The organism is Faecalimonas nexilis (genome assembly GCF_059731825.1).
The window spans coordinates 2808322-2824934 of sequence record NZ_AP029189.1 but is presented as its reverse complement, the minus strand read 5'-3'; the positions used below and the strand labels follow the sequence as shown (position 1 = coordinate 2824934).

14 protein-coding genes are annotated in these 16613 nt (G+C 40.6%); all 14 read left to right on the top strand.

Annotation, left to right across the window (positions count from 1 at the left end; translation table 11 throughout):
• Positions 1-22: 22 nt before the first annotated feature.
• The 14 genes from AC6I5B_RS14125 to AC6I5B_RS14060 all read left to right on the top strand — a co-directional run bounded on the left by AC6I5B_RS14125 (position 23) and on the right by AC6I5B_RS14060 (position 16448).
• Entirely contained in the window at positions 23-802 is a 780-nt protein-coding gene (locus tag AC6I5B_RS14125) for a type IV secretory system conjugative DNA transfer family protein (protein WP_497773418.1), read from the top strand.
• Positions 803-808: 6 nt separating this feature from the next.
• Positions 809-1105 (top strand): hypothetical protein, encoded by a 297-nt coding sequence (locus tag AC6I5B_RS14120; RefSeq protein ID WP_118233411.1) that lies wholly within the window; start codon positions 809-811, stop codon positions 1103-1105.
• A 162-nt stretch (positions 1106-1267) separates the two neighbouring features.
• Positions 1268-2233, top strand: a complete 966-nt coding sequence (locus AC6I5B_RS14115; RefSeq protein ID WP_497773417.1) for a S1 RNA-binding domain-containing protein — start codon at positions 1268-1270, stop codon at positions 2231-2233.
• 90 nt (positions 2234-2323) lie between these two features.
• Complete coding sequence (locus AC6I5B_RS14110; RefSeq protein ID WP_118044210.1) at positions 2324-2842, top strand: zinc-finger-containing protein; 519 nt, start codon at positions 2324-2326, stop codon at positions 2840-2842.
• Entirely contained in the window at positions 2793-3449 is a 657-nt protein-coding gene (locus AC6I5B_RS14105; RefSeq protein ID WP_118233415.1) for a hypothetical protein, read from the top strand. The genes AC6I5B_RS14110 and AC6I5B_RS14105 overlap by 50 nt, the downstream gene beginning before the upstream one ends.
• 33 nt (positions 3450-3482) lie before the next feature.
• The gene (locus AC6I5B_RS14100) at positions 3483-3998 is read left to right on the top strand and encodes a hypothetical protein (protein ID WP_147366002.1); all 516 of its coding nucleotides are present in this window, start codon (positions 3483-3485) and stop codon (positions 3996-3998) included.
• A 76-nt stretch (positions 3999-4074) separates the two neighbouring features.
• Positions 4075-4314 (top strand): cold shock domain-containing protein, encoded by a 240-nt coding sequence (locus AC6I5B_RS14095; protein ID WP_199797990.1) that lies wholly within the window; start codon positions 4075-4077, stop codon positions 4312-4314.
• Between the two features lie 348 nt (positions 4315-4662).
• Positions 4663-5268 (top strand): hypothetical protein, encoded by a 606-nt coding sequence (locus AC6I5B_RS14090; RefSeq protein ID WP_111919495.1) that lies wholly within the window; start codon positions 4663-4665, stop codon positions 5266-5268.
• The gene (locus AC6I5B_RS14085) at positions 5228-6490 is read left to right on the top strand and encodes a hypothetical protein (RefSeq protein WP_021739094.1); all 1263 of its coding nucleotides are present in this window, start codon (positions 5228-5230) and stop codon (positions 6488-6490) included. Before AC6I5B_RS14090 ends, AC6I5B_RS14085 begins: the two co-directional genes overlap by 41 nt.
• A gap of 55 nt (positions 6491-6545) precedes the next feature.
• Positions 6546-7091 (top strand): hypothetical protein, encoded by a 546-nt coding sequence (locus AC6I5B_RS14080; protein ID WP_118208060.1) that lies wholly within the window; start codon positions 6546-6548, stop codon positions 7089-7091.
• Between the two features lie 27 nt (positions 7092-7118).
• Positions 7119-8099: a hypothetical protein gene (locus tag AC6I5B_RS14075; protein WP_118208061.1), complete on the top strand. Its 981-nt coding sequence runs from the start codon at positions 7119-7121 to the stop codon at positions 8097-8099.
• Positions 8100-8122: 23 nt separating this feature from the next.
• Positions 8123-9526 (top strand): ERF family protein, encoded by a 1404-nt coding sequence (locus tag AC6I5B_RS14070; RefSeq protein WP_202183236.1) that lies wholly within the window; start codon positions 8123-8125, stop codon positions 9524-9526.
• 83 nt (positions 9527-9609) lie between these two features.
• Entirely contained in the window at positions 9610-10932 is a 1323-nt protein-coding gene (locus tag AC6I5B_RS14065) for a hypothetical protein (RefSeq protein ID WP_081695242.1), read from the top strand.
• 206 nt (positions 10933-11138) lie between these two features.
• Entirely contained in the window at positions 11139-16448 is a 5310-nt protein-coding gene (locus AC6I5B_RS14060) for a SpaA isopeptide-forming pilin-related protein (protein WP_497773416.1), read from the top strand.
• The last annotated feature ends 165 nt before the right edge of the window (positions 16449-16613 follow it).

The window sequence follows — 16613 nt, the reverse complement described above, 5'->3', positions numbered from 1 at the left end:
TTAGTCGGTGGAACGCCGTGTGATGGGAAACTATCACGCACGGTGTGGAGCGGGGGAAAAGCCCGAGGTGGAAACGCCAGAGGCTTACCTATCGCTATTCGGAGTGATTCCGGATTTTAAAAAGAAATTGGCAACCGCACGAAGCAGGGGAATCGGCATGAGTATTATCTTTCAGAATATCCCCCAGATGATGAACCGATATCCGGAAGGACAATGGGAAGAAATACTTGGCGGTTGTGATATGTCTTTATTTTTAGGGTGCAATGATATGACAACTGCTACTTATTACAGTTCCCGTTCTGGAGAGATTACGGTTTCCGTTGCATCTATGCGAAAAAGCTATTATACTATACGCATGACAGATTATGTGCCGGAATACGCAGAGACTTCTTCCGTAGGAAAAAGAATGCTGCTGCTTCCTGATGAAGTATTACGTTTTCCCATTGATCAGATGCTTTTGATTATCCGGGGACAGAAAGTGCTAAAACTTCGGAAAATGGATTATACGGAACATCCAGATGCAAAACATCTGAAGTTGGAAAAAACAAATGAACATATTCCGAAATGGTATCGGGAAATGGAAGCAGAAAAAAATCAGTTTCAGATATTGGAGCAGGAGAGGGAAGAGGTTGAGCGTTTTGAAAGAAAACAGGCAGAAGAAAGCAGGGAAGAACAGGAATCGGAACCTCTGACATTACAAGGGGAACCGCCGAAAAAGTCTGTAAGGAAAAATGAAAAGCAGACAACTGTATACAAAGTAGAAGATTTGTTTCAGAAAAGTACAGATGGAGGTGGAGATTAAGGCTGTATGAATATGGAGAAAAATGCACTGGTAAAATATACTTTTTTAAAATTGCTCTTAAGAGAATTTGGGATCTACGTCAGGGAAACAGAAGTAGAAAAGGCTGACTTGGCAAAACAGTGTGTGGAGATTTATGATACACCGGAAGAATTCTATGAAAAGACAAACTGGGATAAAGACAATCCAGAGCAGAGCAGTTTCCAGTATTTGGAGGAGAATCAAATCTGCCGGAGAATCCAGGGGAAAATCTGGTATTTTTCCCGTATCCGGTGGGAAGAAGGTTTAAAAAAGTTGAAAAATTGAAAAGCGATTGCAAAAATAAGAAATTGCGATAACATTGCAACACAATCGGAATTGACAGGCAAAACGGAATGTTTTATGATGATAGTGTAAATAATCAGGCACAGAAAGCAGCCAAAGGGCTGTTTTTTTGTGCCTTTTTTGATGAAGAAAAGGAGGCTGTATATGGCAGAAACGAAAACAACAATCACAGAAGAAGTAAAAAATGAAATTCCAAGAGCAGTAACACAAAATTCAATCCTGACGATTGAAGTCGATGCTTCGATTGAAAGTACACAGGAAAAAGAAGAGGCAAAATGGCATCAGTTGTTAAATGCCCAGCGAACCCGGAAAATCCTGACTGGTCCGTTAAGTGGTATTGAGAAACTGGAAAGCGGCTGGACAGTAGCAGTCACTTATTTTAATGGTTACCGGATTTTAATCCCTATGTCTGAAATGATGATTAACTTAAAAGGAGACGGAAGGGAAAATGCGGATACATTGAACCGCCAGGTAAGGATTGCTAATAATATGCTTGGGGCAGATATTGATTTTATTATCAAAGATTTAGATGAGGCTTCCAGAAGCGTAGTGGCATCCCGAAAAGATGCGATGCTGCGGAAACGACAGATTTTCTATTTTACAGAAAATGAAGAGGAGCAGCCAATGGTTTATCCTGGAAGGATTGTGGAGGCCAGAGTCATTGCTGTAGCACCAAAGGCAGTCCGTCTGGAAGTGTTTGGTGTAGAGTGCTCTGTGCGTGCAAGAGACATGGCATGGGAATGGATGCCAGATGCAACAGAAAAATTTCAGGTGGGAGATTTAGTGCTGGTCTGCGTTAACAAAATAGAAATGCCTGATGCTGAGAATATGACAGTAGCCGTAGATGCGAAGGGAGCAACGGAAAATACCAATAAGGACAACTTAAAGAAATGCCACCGCCAGGGAAAATATTCCGGTATCGTGGTTGATGTTTATAAGGGAACGTACTTTATCCGTTTAGATCTTGGAGTAAATGCTATTTCCCATGAGTGCAACATGGCTTCCCTTCCAGGAAAACGAGATAAAATTGGTTTTGTTGTAACACGAATCAATGAAACTTCTGAGGTGGCAGAGGGAATCATTACAAGGCTGATTAAAAAATATTCTTAAAAATAAAAAAAATTTGGAAAACCTATTGAACCGTGAAAGCCAAATTTTTTATAATGCATGATATAGACTAAAGCAGAAAGGGGAAATTCGATGAAGAAAAAGAAAAATAGAAAGCAACTTCCAGAGGTAATCTGCCCATATTGTGGGAAAAAGGCAGTTTTAAGACCAGCTTCCTATCTATATGGAGAAAAGAGAATTTTCACCCCGGAAACAATGTTTTATGTGTGTAGTGGTTATCCGGACTGCAATGCTTATGTTTCAGCGAACCAGAAAAACCACAGACCGCTTGGAATTATGGCGGATGGGGAACTTCGAAACCTTCGGATACAGACACATCGTGCATTAAGAGAAATTTGGACACAGGGATATATGACAAAAAACAGTACATATCATTGGCTGAGTGGAAAACTGGCACTTCCGGAAAAGGAGACACATGTTGCCATGTTTAGTACTTATCGTTGTAGGGAAACCATACGCTTAGCCAATGAATTGTTAGAAGAGAGAAAAGAGATGGAAAAAAAGAAACAAAAAGGAAAGCCGAAAGGAGAAACAAAAGCGCATGATAATGAAAGCCACGGAACACGATATGTATCGGCTTCTGGATTATAAAGAGAAATGTCTGATAAGGGCGGGAAGCTGTTTTGGAATTTCCGGACTTCTGGGATTTTTCCTGCTTTTTAACCATTGCTTTTGGGAGAGTATCTGTGTATTCCTGATTTTAGCAAGTTGGGGATTCTATTTGGTAAAAGAAGCACTGAAAGCAAATGGAAGGATTATGCAGACGAAAGGCTGTTATATGAAATTAGAAGAGGATTGTCTGGTAATTCGTCAGCCATACAAAAATGAGCATTATGAAGTCTGCCGGATTTTTTACAGAGAAATGGAAAAAATCGTAGAGGGAAGCCGCAGGGGGATCCCGGAATTTTATATTGTAATCCGAAAAATGAAAGAGACAGAACAGACGAGTTTTATCCTGCTTGATAAGAAGGAAAGGAAAACACTTGTTTTTCAGGTGCGCTCTTTTGGGTATGACAAAGAAGCGTTCCGAAAATTCTATCTAAAGCTGCGGTGGCTGGTTCCTGGAAAAGTACGGATTATTGGAACAAAAAAACAGACTGTATGGAAACAGAAAGCAAAGAAACATTGGGTCGGGCCGGCATTTGCCGGCTTTCTTTTTTATCTTATACCAAAAGCAGTTCTGTGTCTGCTTTTGTAGTTCCAAAGGTAAGAAAGAGAAATGGAGATGGACATGAAAAAAAGGTGGAGGAAGCAGTGGGAAAGCATGACACAATATATGATCAAAAATTTAGATGGAACAGAAGAAATCCCATTCTTATTTAAAGATAAAATGCTGAAAGCAGGGCTTTTGTCTTTTTTTATTGCTGTAATCGGTACATATATGGGGGTGCAATTTGAGGAAGCGAGTTTTTTGATACTTACCTGGATATTGGCAGTGTTTTCGTTTTATCAGATTTTCAAGTTTCTGAAGATTGGGAAAACAGGAGAATATGAGATTATGGAAGCACAGGTTCTTGCAGTCAAGGGAAAGCATTATCCGGGCAGAATGTATCAGATAGTTGTACAGGATAAAGACGGAAGCCGGATCCGCATTCGGATGCAAAAAGAAAAAAACCTCATGGTTGGAAAAACATACCGGTTCTATTTTGGAAAAGTGGAACGGGTGGAGGGAAAAGCTGCAAAAATAGGGGAACTTATGTATGGGGGGTTTTACGGGGCAGAAGAAATCCCACAGGAAGAACGGTGAAAAAAGTGTGGTTCGAACCCACACTCTTCCGTTCGTGCCGACATGCACGAAATAATAATAAAAAGGAGAGATGACTATGGCAGGAAAAGAAATGAAAGGAACTGTAAAATGGTTTAGTGCAAAGAGAGGATATGGCTTTCTTGTGGATGCAGATGGCATTGATTACTTTGTACATTACAGTGAGATCCAGTCGGAAGGATTTAAAACCTTGAGGAACAATATGGAAGTATCCTTTATGGTTGAAGAAGATGAAAAGGGACGAAGCATTGCAAAGTGTGTTGTTCCAATCTCAGAAGAAACATCGGAAGAAGAATAAACGACTGGAAGGGGGCAGATAAAAATGCTTCTGTCCCCGGCTAAAAAATTCTGGTAAATATGTGTGGAATTGTGAAAAAACCGTATTTGCTACTAAATACATGGATAGAAAGATTGACATGTACTATATATTGTGTTAATCTTTAAGTGACTTTATTTTATATGGAAACAGCATATTGCTTTCCATAAGTCAAATTTAGTTCCGGCTATGTTTCCGGAAGAGAACTTTTAACAACCGTTTTAAACGCATAGATAGACAGACACAAAAAGACAATGGCTCTTTTTTGTGTCTTTTTTTGTGCGTGAAAGGAGGAAAACATGCAAAAAAACGGAAAGGAAGGAGAAAAGAATGTGCCAAAGGAAATATGTACAGAAGCTAAGCGAACAGCGAAAAACCAGAAAACTGTTTGAAACGCTCACTTTTTTAGAAAAGCAGATGGAAGATGAGTCTGCCGTTCGGGATGCTGACACGGTACTTGCAGATATTTTAGAGGGCGCCGATTTTGAAATTACCGGAATTGTAACTGACCTTTTAAAAACTTATCAGGGCAGTAAAGACCGTGAGTCAGTGGAAACCTGTTTCGAAGTATTAACAGGGGTAACGATACAAGAGTATCTAAAAAAGTGTATCATCACGATTCTCAGTCAGAAAAAAGGAGAGGTTTCAAATCGAAAAAAGTGCATGCTCTATCAGGGATTGCATTTTTTACCTGTGGGGAAAAGGGTGGAGCAAAAAGGAGAAATTTATCTTTTCCCTAGGAAGATTTCGAACCATGAGAAAGAAATAGACCAATTGCAAGAAGTCAAGGAACAAACAGGCCTTGATATATTTCTTTGTCTGGAAGATTACCGGCTGTACTTCCTACAGGAAAGGAAAGTTTTTGTATATCTGCCAAATGGAAGGAGGCGAACCTATGCAGACAAGTATTCTATGGGAAGGGAGTCTGCCAAGTAAGGAAGAGATGGAGAAAATGAAACAGGAAGGTTATCTGTTTCGTGCTGTAGAAGGTGGATGGAAGATTTGTTTAAAGCTGCATAATACACCTACGGGAACATGGTATGCAGATAACTTCTCAAAATCATTTTTAAAAGAAGTGGAATTGCATCAATATCTGGAAGAGGTTGAAAAACGGGCAACATGGTTTGAGGTTCCAAGTAAAGAATTACGAGTATACGAAGCAGGACAGATACTGGAAAAGCCTGAGAGTAAAGAAGAGCGTATCTGTATGGAAGTATTACGAGATACAAAGAACCATTCCCGTCTTTTATTGAAAACCAATCAGACAGAAGCATACCAACTGGGGAGTTCTGCAATCCCGACTTTAGAAAGCAGGGCCAGAATCAGCGGTGCGGCATTGTCCAGTGTAGAGCCTGCGGTACTTGCGGAAATCCTGAATCAGTGTTTGAAAGTCGCAAAAGGGAAAGCATTGCTCCGTGTTTCAGAAGGAAAGGTTCGGGCAGTGCATTCAGCAGAAAAAAACGGGTATCAGGTATATCCCTTACCGGAGGTTTTTATGCTTGCCAGTGTTTACATACGTGGAGAGTATAAAAAGAGTACCTTTTTAGAAGGGTATGCGGACCAGACTATGGTATCGGCAATCTGGCAGATTGAAGATCATCGGCTGGAAGAAGTGTATGGGGAAATCATGGAAAAGTATGGAAAGCAGGTAAAAGAGAAACTTACAGCTACCATACGCATCACATCTTCCGATGTGGCAGCATCAGGTGCCAATATTTTTTACAGCCTGATGGAGGGACAACGAAAGATTGCATTAGGAACGGATATGCGGATGCGGCACAATAATTCTGTGGAATTTCAACAGTTTACGGAAAATCTGCTTTCAACTTTTGAATGCTATAAAAATGCATTGAAAGGGACGGTGGAAAAACTGTGTGCTATTTCCATTGAGTATCCAGTCAATACCATGATTGGAATTATGACAAAACAAGGGTTTGGGAAAAAGAATGTTGCAGAGATCGTAGACCGCTTTAAAGCAACCTTTGGTGATGCACCCTGCACCGCATACGAAGTGTATTGTGGGATTGGGGAAATTCTTTTCCTGGCACAGAGCAAGGGAATATCCGGCAGAACTATGGTGGAGCTGGAAGAAAAAGTTGCCAAATGCACGAGTATGAAGTGGAGAGAATATGACATTCCCGGGGATCTTGTTTATTAGGGGAAGATCAGAAAAATTAAATTTGGGTTACCGTATATATAGGAGAGAAAAGAATATGGAATACAAAAAAGGAAAGAAAGAACTGGGAATTTATTACGCAAATATGCTGGTTTCCATTGCAGAAGAGATCTCTGCAAAGAACACAGGAAAAGGAAAGACGGGAATACAAGGAATCTTTTCCGCTTTACAAAAGCGTGGGACAGTCCGCAGAAATATGACGTATCTGGTCACACACTGGGTTTACAGATTGTCACTGTTTACACCATGGGAAGAGGAAGAACTTTGGGCAGTAGATATGGCAAGAGAAGCATTCTCCTGTCCTGTGATACTTCCAACATGCAGCAGAAAGAATATTTTCAGAATCCGGAAGATAGAAGGAGAACCAGAAAAAAAGCTGGAAGCAATTTTAAGACAGCTAACAGATTCCGATAAAGATCAGTTTATGAAAGCATTTTGGCTGGAACTTGTAACTATGAAGAAAGAGAAACAGCAGGTACTTACAGAATTTTTATTGGAATGGCTGTGGGTAGCATGTGGGAAAGAACAGGCAATGGAAAGAATACGGTATTGGGCATCTTCATACTGTCTTCCATTTGCATAAAAATGAAAAGAAAAGGAGAAAAAGAATATGAGAAATGTACCAGAATGGACGAAAGGAAATGCATTTGCAAAACGTTTTTTTAAGTGGCTTAGGAAAAAGAACAATCCAGCCCTTTTGACATGGGAGAATGTGTTTACCAAGACTTTCAACAGAGAATTTACCTTTGTGTATATGGGAACAAACCTTGAAAACAGAGCCAGTCATTTATATCAGGGGATGGAATTTGTCGGGATTTTCAACCAAAAGACGTTTGAATTTACAGATGTATCCTACGCCTTGCGTGCTTTGTTAAATATTCCGGAAGGAAAAAATTTCCGGTTCCAGCGTGGATGTATGCGCTGCCTGGAACAGAAGGTTCAGGAATATGCCCAAAAGAAACTGGAGAAAGGAAAAAAGGATATTGTGATCACCGCAGTTGAAAGAGCAGCAGTCGCATGGAAATATCGGGAATTGATTGAAAAGACAGCAGGAGATGTGATTTTTGAAAAAAATTCTGTAACAGACCGATTACTCCCACAACAGGACTTTGCTTTCGATGGAGAAACGTATGTATTTGACAATTGGCTGTACTTTTGCTATTTAAGAAACCGAAAGGCTGTCATCCGCAGGTTTGGAAGATACTGGGCAAAAGAACTGCAGAACAGGGAAGTCATGCGTCAGATTTTTGAAACAGAAGTAAACAACAAAGCAAAGTTTTTGATGAAGAAACAACCGGAGAGGATTGAAAAAATCAGAGCCCTGAGAAAATCGTTGGAGCAGGTGCATCATACCGTAATTGTAGTTGTAAGAGGGAGACAAGGTGTTTTTGAATATTTCCACATCGATGCAGAGGTATTAAAAAACACAACCGGAAAGTACCCACTCAGTCAGGTATCTGGACAAGAAAAGAAACGTCTGAGAGAAAAGTACGGGGCAAATAAGGTATGGGACGTAGAAGAAATCTATCAGGTAGGAGCAAGGGATATCTGGTATTACAATGTCATGGCAGAACAGAAACAGGCTGCTTAATTGAAAGAACAGGAGGACATGGGATGGAAAGCAGAGAAACAATGAATTTACAGCAAAAACTAATTGCAATTTCAAACGAAATGCCAAAGCTGTTAAAGAAGCATTATTCAGACGAAGTGGATTATGATTTTGTAAAGATTGATGATATTTTTGAACTTTTAAATCCGGCGTTTACGAAGCACCACATCTGTTTGCAGGAATTAGAAGAGACAGATGCCGCTTACAGTAAAGTAGATGGCAGCTGGATTTATACAGCAAAACTTACATTTTTTATTGTCAATGCGGACTGTTTGGAGGAAAAAGAGCGAGTAAGTATTCAGCTGGTGGGAGACCATCTGGACTCTCCTGCAAAGGCGAAAGGAGCAGCATGGACGTATGGGTTTAAATACTTCTTCCTGTATAAATTCCGTATGAAACAGGAAACGGAAGATCCGGATATGAAGGGGACACCAAATGGACCTGATAAATCAAAGGAAAGGGGGGAATATAAAAAATCCGAAGTGCCGGTAAAGCCACAGAAACCGGAAAAAAAGGCTGCTGATGTAATTGCAGACAGTCCTTTAGCGCAACCGCTGCAGGAAGATAAGAAAAGAAACAAAGATACCATAATACAGGCAGATTTTTTCCCGGATCCTGCAGCTTTTTTAGAAGAAAGTGAAGAGACAGAAACAGCGGAAGATATGAAAGTGCAAGAAACAAAGAGGTTGGAAAAACAATCTTCAGAAGCAGCAGAAGTAGTTCATCATCAGGAAACAGCAGAACAGGAAGTACTGTTAGAGGAAACTCAGCCAGATTCATTGACAAACGAGGGAAAAGGCATTTTAGATTCTTCTTCCATAGAAGATTTAAAAGACGAAAAACCGGAGAGGGAACCAAACGAAAACAATCTGGAAGAAAAATCAAAAGAGGGGAAGAAAGGGCCGAAGGAGTCGGGCTTGCAATCTCATAAGAAAAAGGAAGAGGACGGTTTTGGACAGATGAACCTTTTGGATTTTTCAGCACAACAGACAAAGGAAGCAGAAGTTCAAGAGACAGAAAGCAGTGAAACAAAAGCAGCAGATACAGCTCAGGAGATTACGGAAGAAAAGGAAATGAAAGAGAAATCTTCCGTTTCTGCTCCATCAGAAGATTTTGAAGAGGCGAAAGAAGAAGTTCCCTTTGAAGAAATAGATGAAGAAGACTTTTTCTTGCAGTTACAAAGAGATATGGAAAGTGAAGCGGAGAAGAAACCTCTGACAGTAGAAGAGGCAAAAAAGGTAATCTGTCCGTATGCGTTGTTTGAAGGAAAGTCATTTGGTGAAATGCTTGGGACAGAAGCGGGATATCGGCAGTTACAATGGTTTGCAAACGAATACAGAGGTTCTGATTTTAAAATGAAAGAAGCAGCTCAGCTTTTACTGGAAGACTGTGAACAGAAAGCTGCTTAAAAGATTAACTATTAGGAAGAGGTGTGCTGGCCATGCCTTTTCCGACTTTTGTAAGGGGATATTTCCAGAAAGGTAAAAAGGATATGAAAAAAAGAAAGCGTACAGATTCTTATCCAGTTGCCCCATTCACTATTTTTGATGTCGCAAACATGCTGGATATGGAATTTTTGGAAAACTGCAAAAATGGATATCAGGTAAAGGATGTCCAGAATGCAGCCAATGTTGTCTGTCCATTTTGTGGAGATGCAAGGGGGAAGGCAAGCATCTGTGTCTGTGCAGAAGGGAAAATCATTAATGTTTTCCATTGCTTTGATTGTGGAACTGGTCATAATATGCTGACACTTTATGCAGAACTTTGTCATCTGACGGGAAAGGACCGGTATAAAAAGGCATATCGGGAAATTTATAGAAGAAAGCAGGAAGAACCCGGCAGAAAGAAAAAGACAAGGGAAGCAATGCAGGAAGAAAGCCAGGGGATAAAAAAACAGGCAAGGAAACAGAAGGAACGCATGGCAGAACCTGTGGATGCAGAACAACGGCATCATGTTTATAAAAAAATGCTCTCTTATCTGAAACTGAAGGAATATCACCGCAAAGATTTGGAAAGAAGAGGTGTGAATGCAGAGATTATCCGGCGTATGGAAGAAAAAGGATATAAAAGTACCAGTAAGGAGGAATCTCAACAGATTGCCAGGAGACTGATAAAGCAGGGATTACGCTTGGAAGGCGTTCCCGGATTTTATATCAATCGGGAAGGAGACTGGGATCTGAATTTCTATGAAGGAAACAGCGGGTATCTTTGTCCTGTTTATACAGTAGACGGATATCTGGCAGGATTCCAGATACGATTGGACAACCCAAAGGGAAAAAATAAATATGTATGGCTTTCCAGTGCAAATCAAAAGAAAGGGTGTGGGATCAGCAGTATTGTAGGGATATCGGGAAAAGCAGAAGGAAATGAGATTTATGTGACCGAAGGAATTTTAAAAGCAGAGATTGCCCATCAGGTATCAGGAAAAACGTTCCTTGGGAATCCGGGAATTGGAAATTGGAGAGATTTGTATGAGGTTTTACAAGCATTAAAAAAGCGTGGTCTCTCCCATGTGGAAGAAGTCTATGACATGGATAAGCAGTTACGGCTTATATGTGACAAAAAGTATAGTGAAATCTGTGAGGAATGTGAAGAGAGAAAGAAAGAGGGCGATCCTTACTTTGAATGCCCGAAAAAAAGAGTAAAACGGGATACCATACGAAAAGGCTGTAATCATACATACCGTATCTGTGAGGAGCTTTCCTTATCCTGTAATCGGAACCAGTGGGATTTAGATCAGGACGGACTGTGGGCAGAACATGAAAAAGGGATTGATGACTGGCTGACAAAGGAAATCAGGAAAAACACAAGATAATTCATTTTTAAAATGTGCAAAAGAGGAATTGCGAAAGCAGTTCCTTTTTTGCATGGTTTAAAGTGCCATGGGAAAGGAGAACAATGTATGATTCGGGACAGACCTTAAGAAGAAATGGGAAACAGGGCAGTTTCCGGTGTGCAGCATATTCCCGAAAATGGAACTGCCCGTCTAAAAAACAATAAAGTGAAAGGAGAGAGCGTTTATTGAAAACAACATGGAAAAAACGATGTACAGCAGGATTTTTAGCTGTTTTATTAGGGTGTTCCTCTCTGCTTGCAGGTGGGAGCAGTGCTTTTGCAGCACCATTAGAACAGACAGATGTAAAAGAAGAAACACAGGCAGAAGACATTACGATTGAGCAGGGAGAAACTTTTGATCCGGCATCCGATTTCACCGGTATTACTGTAAAAGACGGAGAAAAGGTTTCTCTTGTTTTGTCAGCAGATAAAGAAGGAAAGCTGTTTGATGCAGACAGACCTGGAAGGTATGACTGTATTTACCAGGTCCAAAAACCTTCCGGAGATACTTATGAGATTACACGGAAAATCATTGTGAAAGAAGCGGGAAAGGAAGGAGAGAGTCCGCAAAAAGAGAAGAAACAGAAGAAAGAGATAAAAAGTGGGGAGGAAGACGCAGAGCCTGATGGTGCCAACATTGATACCAGTGCATTAAAGGAAGAAGAGGGTGTCTTGTTTTCCGTTGTCCCCTCTTCTATGGAACAGGCAAGGGAAAAAGCTTCTTTGGTGCAAGGGGAGAGGATTGTATACCCAAGTGATTTAGGTTCTTACAGTACCTGCTATTTTTACGTCAACGAACGGATTGCATACTGTCTGGAATCAAATCTGCAGTCACCGCCTTCGTCTGATTACGTGGCAGAAATTTATGAGAGCAACTTAAACTTACAGAAAGTTTTGTATTATGGATATGGAGGGCCGGGTGATTTAACCGGAGAATATCTAAAGAATTATAGCAATGATATCAAATATGTCCTGACACATTTAGCAGCAAGTTACTGTTATGGCGGAGAGGAAGTGGCATTTGTGGGCTGCACGCAGGACGGACTGAAACGCTATGGTGTCATGGAATACATCAATTATCTTTGCGGGCAGGAAGCACCGCCAAGTGCTGCCATCAGCCTTTCTTCCACAAACGAAACCGCTTTTTTGGAAGGAGATGTGCAGAAAACAAAAAATATCACATTAAATGGAGACCATAGAAATTATATTACCCTTTCTTTACCGGAAGGTGTGACTTACCATGATACTGCCGGAAAGGAGCAGAAAGGCGGTTCCATTAAGATTTATGGTGGTACAACTTTTTACTTTACCGCAGAAAAAACCGTACATGGTACCTGGAATAGCGGAGATTTAGGCGGACAGGTAGGGGCTCAGTGGAAAACTCTAGTGGTTTCTACCGGTTCCGGCAATCAGGATGTTGGTTATGGGGATTTTTATGAGGAACCAAGTGCTAAGGTTTCATTTTCGATTCAATGGATGGATATTTCCTGGATTGAGGTCATCAAAGAAGATGCAAAAAGCAGTGTAAAACTTGCAGGGGCTGTTTTTGGGATTTATCGGGATCAGGCATGTACAGATTTGATTCTGGAGATGCCGCCAACAGATGAAAAAGGGGCAACTAAAGCGGAGCTGACAAAGACGCAGGATACAGTGTACATCAAGGAAATCACTGCACCGAAAGGGTATAAACTGAATACAACTGCTTACAATGTCAATCTGGAAGTAGCAAAAACACAAACACTGACTGTAAAAAATGAGGAACAAAAAGGGAAGATTATCATCCGAAAGCAGGGGGAAAAGCTGACAGGAGTATCTGGAGAGGCTGGAAATCTGCAATTTACCTATACCAATGCTGCATTTGCAGGGGCAAAGTATAAAATTTATGCAGCAGAAGACATCTACAGCCAGGATAAACAGACAAAAATCTATCAGGCAGGAGATTTGGCAGGAGAACTGGAGACAAAAGAAGATGGAAGTTGTTCTTCGGATATGCTTCATCTCGGAACCTATAAGGTGGTAGAACAGCAGGCTCCGGATTCCCTGACAATAGGGAAGACAGAGGAAGAACGTACCCATATGGTAACCCTTTCTTATGCAGGGCAGACAGTAGAAGTGGTTGAGGAAGAAACACAATATGAAAATGCCAGACCAAAGGTATCTGTGGAAGTGCTGAAGAAATCAAGTAATGATGATGCAGCATTGAAAGGGGCAATTTTTGGATTGTATGCAGATGAAGATGTTACCGGTGCAGACGGTTCCGTGCTGGTTACAAAGGGAACTATGATACAGAAAGCGGAGTCCAATGAAAACGGGAAGGCTGCATTTACTGCGGATATCCCAATTGGCTTCCATTATGTAGTAAAGGAAATTCAGGCACCACCTCTTTATGTTCAGAGCAGTGATAGTTATGAGTTCTTTTATGAATATAAAAATGATACGACCTACACGTATACCTTTGCACATACCTTTAAAAATAAAGAGGTACGGGGAGCAGTCCATATCAAGAAAATAGACAAAGATACACAGGACTCTGTAAGCCAGGGAGATGGAGATTTAAACGGGGCTGTCTATGGATTGTATGCGGCAGAAGATATCCAACACCCAAATGGAAAGACAGGACTGCTTTATAAAAAGGATCAGTTGGTCGTGCAGGGAACGATCGAAAAAGGTGTTCTGAATTTCAAAGATTTGTATCTTGGAAAATACTATGTACAGGAAATTTCTGCACCTCCTTCCAATGCATATTTGCTGGATCAAACCAAATACCCGGTAGATCTTGCATATGAAGGGCAAGATGTGGAAATTGTGCAGAAAAATGTGACTGTTTTGGAAACCATAAAAAAACAGGCATTCCAGTTAATTAAAATCAGTGATGATGGCAGCCAGACGGAAACAGAATTGCTGGAGGGTGCCGGATTTAAAGTGTACTTGATCAGTGAACTTTCTAAAGTAAAGGATGGTACCTTAAAACCATCGAATGGAACCGAATATGCACCGCAGGATTTTATCGGATATGATTTCAGTAAAGAGGAAACTGCATCTTATTATGAAAATGGAGAAAAGATACAGACAGAAGAAATGTTTACCGACAAAAAAGGGTATCTGTGTTCACCGGAACTTCCATATGGAAAATATGTGTGTATTGAAAGTACCATTCCGGAAAATGTAGAAGGAATTCAGCCGTTTTTGGTGACTATCGATGAAGACAGCAGGGAACCGCAGACATGGCGTGTCTTTAATGACCGTCCGATGCAGTTTTATTTTAAGATCATCAAAAAGGATGCACAGACGGAACTTCCAATTTTAAAGAACAGTGCCCACTATAAAATTTATGATGTGGAGAAGAAGAAATACGTCACTATGAAAGTACGGTATCCGAAGCCAGAAACAATTGACGTTTTTGAAACAAATGAGGAAGGTTATCTGTTGACGCCGGAGCCGCTTAAAATGGGAACTTACCGGATTGAAGAAGTAAAAAGCCCGGAACTGTTTGTACAGACCGGATTTGAACAGGCATTAAAAAATGGAGAAGAAATCCTTCCGTTAAATGAGGTGACAAAGGAAGGAACTTATGAGAAAGCACCAAGGGAATCCATTACGATCAAAGTGGACAGCAATACTGCACATGAGGTGGAAGAGGAAACCGGAAAATATATTGTAGTGGTAGAAGTAAAGAACGATGAAGCGGTAGGAAGCCTGACGATCCAGAAAACAGGAGAAGTGCTTGTTGGTGCTGAAAAAGTAACAGAGCAGATACTGACAAAATTAAAGAATGGTCTGGCAAAGGCAGTAAACCAAGTGTCTAATCTGTTTACCGGAGAAGATGTTATGGAAACAGAAAAAGGATATGAGTTTGCGTATGAAGAACAGGGACTTGCAGGAGCAGAATTCTCTATTTATGCAAGGGAAACCATTTACTCACCAGATGGACAGGTAGACAGTGAGGGTAATCGGATCATACGTTTTGAAAAAGGCGCATTGGTTGGAACGATTGTAACAGATGGAAAAGGAAAAGGGACTTTAAATAATCTTCCGATTGGAAAATTTTATATTAAAGAAACAAAAACGGGAGATTCCTTTGTGCTAGATCCAGCCGAACAGGATTTTGAAATCACCTATAAAGGACAAGAAGTGGCAGTTGACTATGTAACAAAGGAAATCAAGAATCAACGGCAGAAAGTGGAAATTGAAGTGCTGAAAAAATCGGAAGCCACAAAAGAGCCACTGGAAGGGGTTTCATTTGGATTGTATGCAGGAGAAGATATTGTAAATGCAGCAGGAAAAGTTGTGGTGAAAAAAGATGAACTGGTAGCAGTTGAAAAAACAGATCAAGAAGGAAAATTGAAGTACTTGGATACCATTCCACACGGGAAATATTATCTGAAGGAACTGGAAGGTCTGCCAGGATATCTACCATATGAAGAGAAGATTGAAATTGATGCTTCTTATACGGATCCAGAATTGGAAGTGATTTCTATACAAAAAGAAGTGGAGAACCAGCCGACGAAAGTTGAAGTTACAAAAACAGACATTACTGGAGAAAAGGAAGTGGAAGGTGCCAGACTACAGATTCAAGATGAAGAAGGAACTGTAGTGGAAGAGTGGACTTCTACAAACGAATCGCATATCATTTATGCATTAAAACCGGGTAAGTACATACTTCACGAAGAACAGGCTCCAACAGAAAACGGATATGTGAAAGCAGAAGATGTGGAATTTACCGTAGAGGAAACCGGAGAAATCCAGAAAGTTTCCATGAAAGACGATCATACAAAGATTGAAATCACAAAAACGGATATCACCGGAGAACAGGAAATTGAAGGAGCCAAGTTACAGGTACTGGACGAAGAGGGAAATATCATAGAAGAATGGACCTCTACCAAAGAACCTTACCGGATCGAGTATCTACAGCCGGGAAAAACATATATCCTTCATGAAGAAGCTGCACCGGAAGGATTTTTGATTGCAGAAGATGTAGAATTTACTGTAGAGGAAACCGGAGAAGTACAGAAAGTTTCCATGAAAGATGAAGTACCAATGGGGCAGTTAATTATTAAGAAAACAGATGCAGAAGATCAGACACCACTTGCCAATGTGGAATTTGAATTGAAAAACAAAGAGACTGAGGAAGTGGTTGGAAAACTTACTACAGATAAAGATGGAGTTGCAACCAGTGAACTGCTGCCGATTGCCACATACGAAGACGGAAAAGCAGTAGGACCGATTACTTATGTATTATCGGAAACGAAACCGTTGGAAGGATATGAAGAGCATACGGAAACCTATGAAATCACATTTAGTTATGTGGACGCAAAAACAAAGGTTATTGAAGTGGTAAAAGAAATCCAGAATAAGAAACTTCCGCAGACACCGGAAAAACCAGAGGACGTAAAAACCGGGGATAATACCTTGCTCCTGCTGCCAATCGGTATTGCAGTAGTAGCGGCCTTTGGTATTGGTATTGTCCTTTGGCGGATCAGACGCACAAAGAGATAAAAAGCATTTGGAGATGATGGAACACTAGACCTGCGGGGTAGTGTAAAGAACATTTCTGGATGCTTTACCAGAAGATTTCGGGGCGGTACCGGACCCCGCAAGTGAAAGGAAAGGTGATGCTGAAGCGAAAGAAAAGAATTTAAAAGTTTTTATAAAAGTGTAAGC

Coding starts and splice junctions, on each gene's coding strand:
- AC6I5B_RS14125 (WP_497773418.1), top strand. CDS start 23: ATGGGAAACTATCACGCACGGTGTGGAGCGGGGGAAAAGCCCGAGGTG.
- AC6I5B_RS14120 (WP_118233411.1), top strand. CDS start 809: ATGAATATGGAGAAAAATGCACTGGTAAAATATACTTTTTTAAAATTG.
- AC6I5B_RS14115 (WP_497773417.1), top strand. CDS start 1,268: ATGGCAGAAACGAAAACAACAATCACAGAAGAAGTAAAAAATGAAATT.
- AC6I5B_RS14110 (WP_118044210.1), top strand. CDS start 2,324: ATGAAGAAAAAGAAAAATAGAAAGCAACTTCCAGAGGTAATCTGCCCA.
- AC6I5B_RS14105 (WP_118233415.1), top strand. CDS start 2,793: ATGATAATGAAAGCCACGGAACACGATATGTATCGGCTTCTGGATTAT.
- AC6I5B_RS14100 (WP_147366002.1), top strand. CDS start 3,483: ATGAAAAAAAGGTGGAGGAAGCAGTGGGAAAGCATGACACAATATATG.
- AC6I5B_RS14095 (WP_199797990.1), top strand. CDS start 4,075: ATGGCAGGAAAAGAAATGAAAGGAACTGTAAAATGGTTTAGTGCAAAG.
- AC6I5B_RS14090 (WP_111919495.1), top strand. CDS start 4,663: ATGTGCCAAAGGAAATATGTACAGAAGCTAAGCGAACAGCGAAAAACC.
- AC6I5B_RS14085 (WP_021739094.1), top strand. CDS start 5,228: ATGCAGACAAGTATTCTATGGGAAGGGAGTCTGCCAAGTAAGGAAGAG.
- AC6I5B_RS14080 (WP_118208060.1), top strand. CDS start 6,546: ATGGAATACAAAAAAGGAAAGAAAGAACTGGGAATTTATTACGCAAAT.
- AC6I5B_RS14075 (WP_118208061.1), top strand. CDS start 7,119: ATGAGAAATGTACCAGAATGGACGAAAGGAAATGCATTTGCAAAACGT.
- AC6I5B_RS14070 (WP_202183236.1), top strand. CDS start 8,123: ATGGAAAGCAGAGAAACAATGAATTTACAGCAAAAACTAATTGCAATT.
- AC6I5B_RS14065 (WP_081695242.1), top strand. CDS start 9,610: ATGAAAAAAAGAAAGCGTACAGATTCTTATCCAGTTGCCCCATTCACT.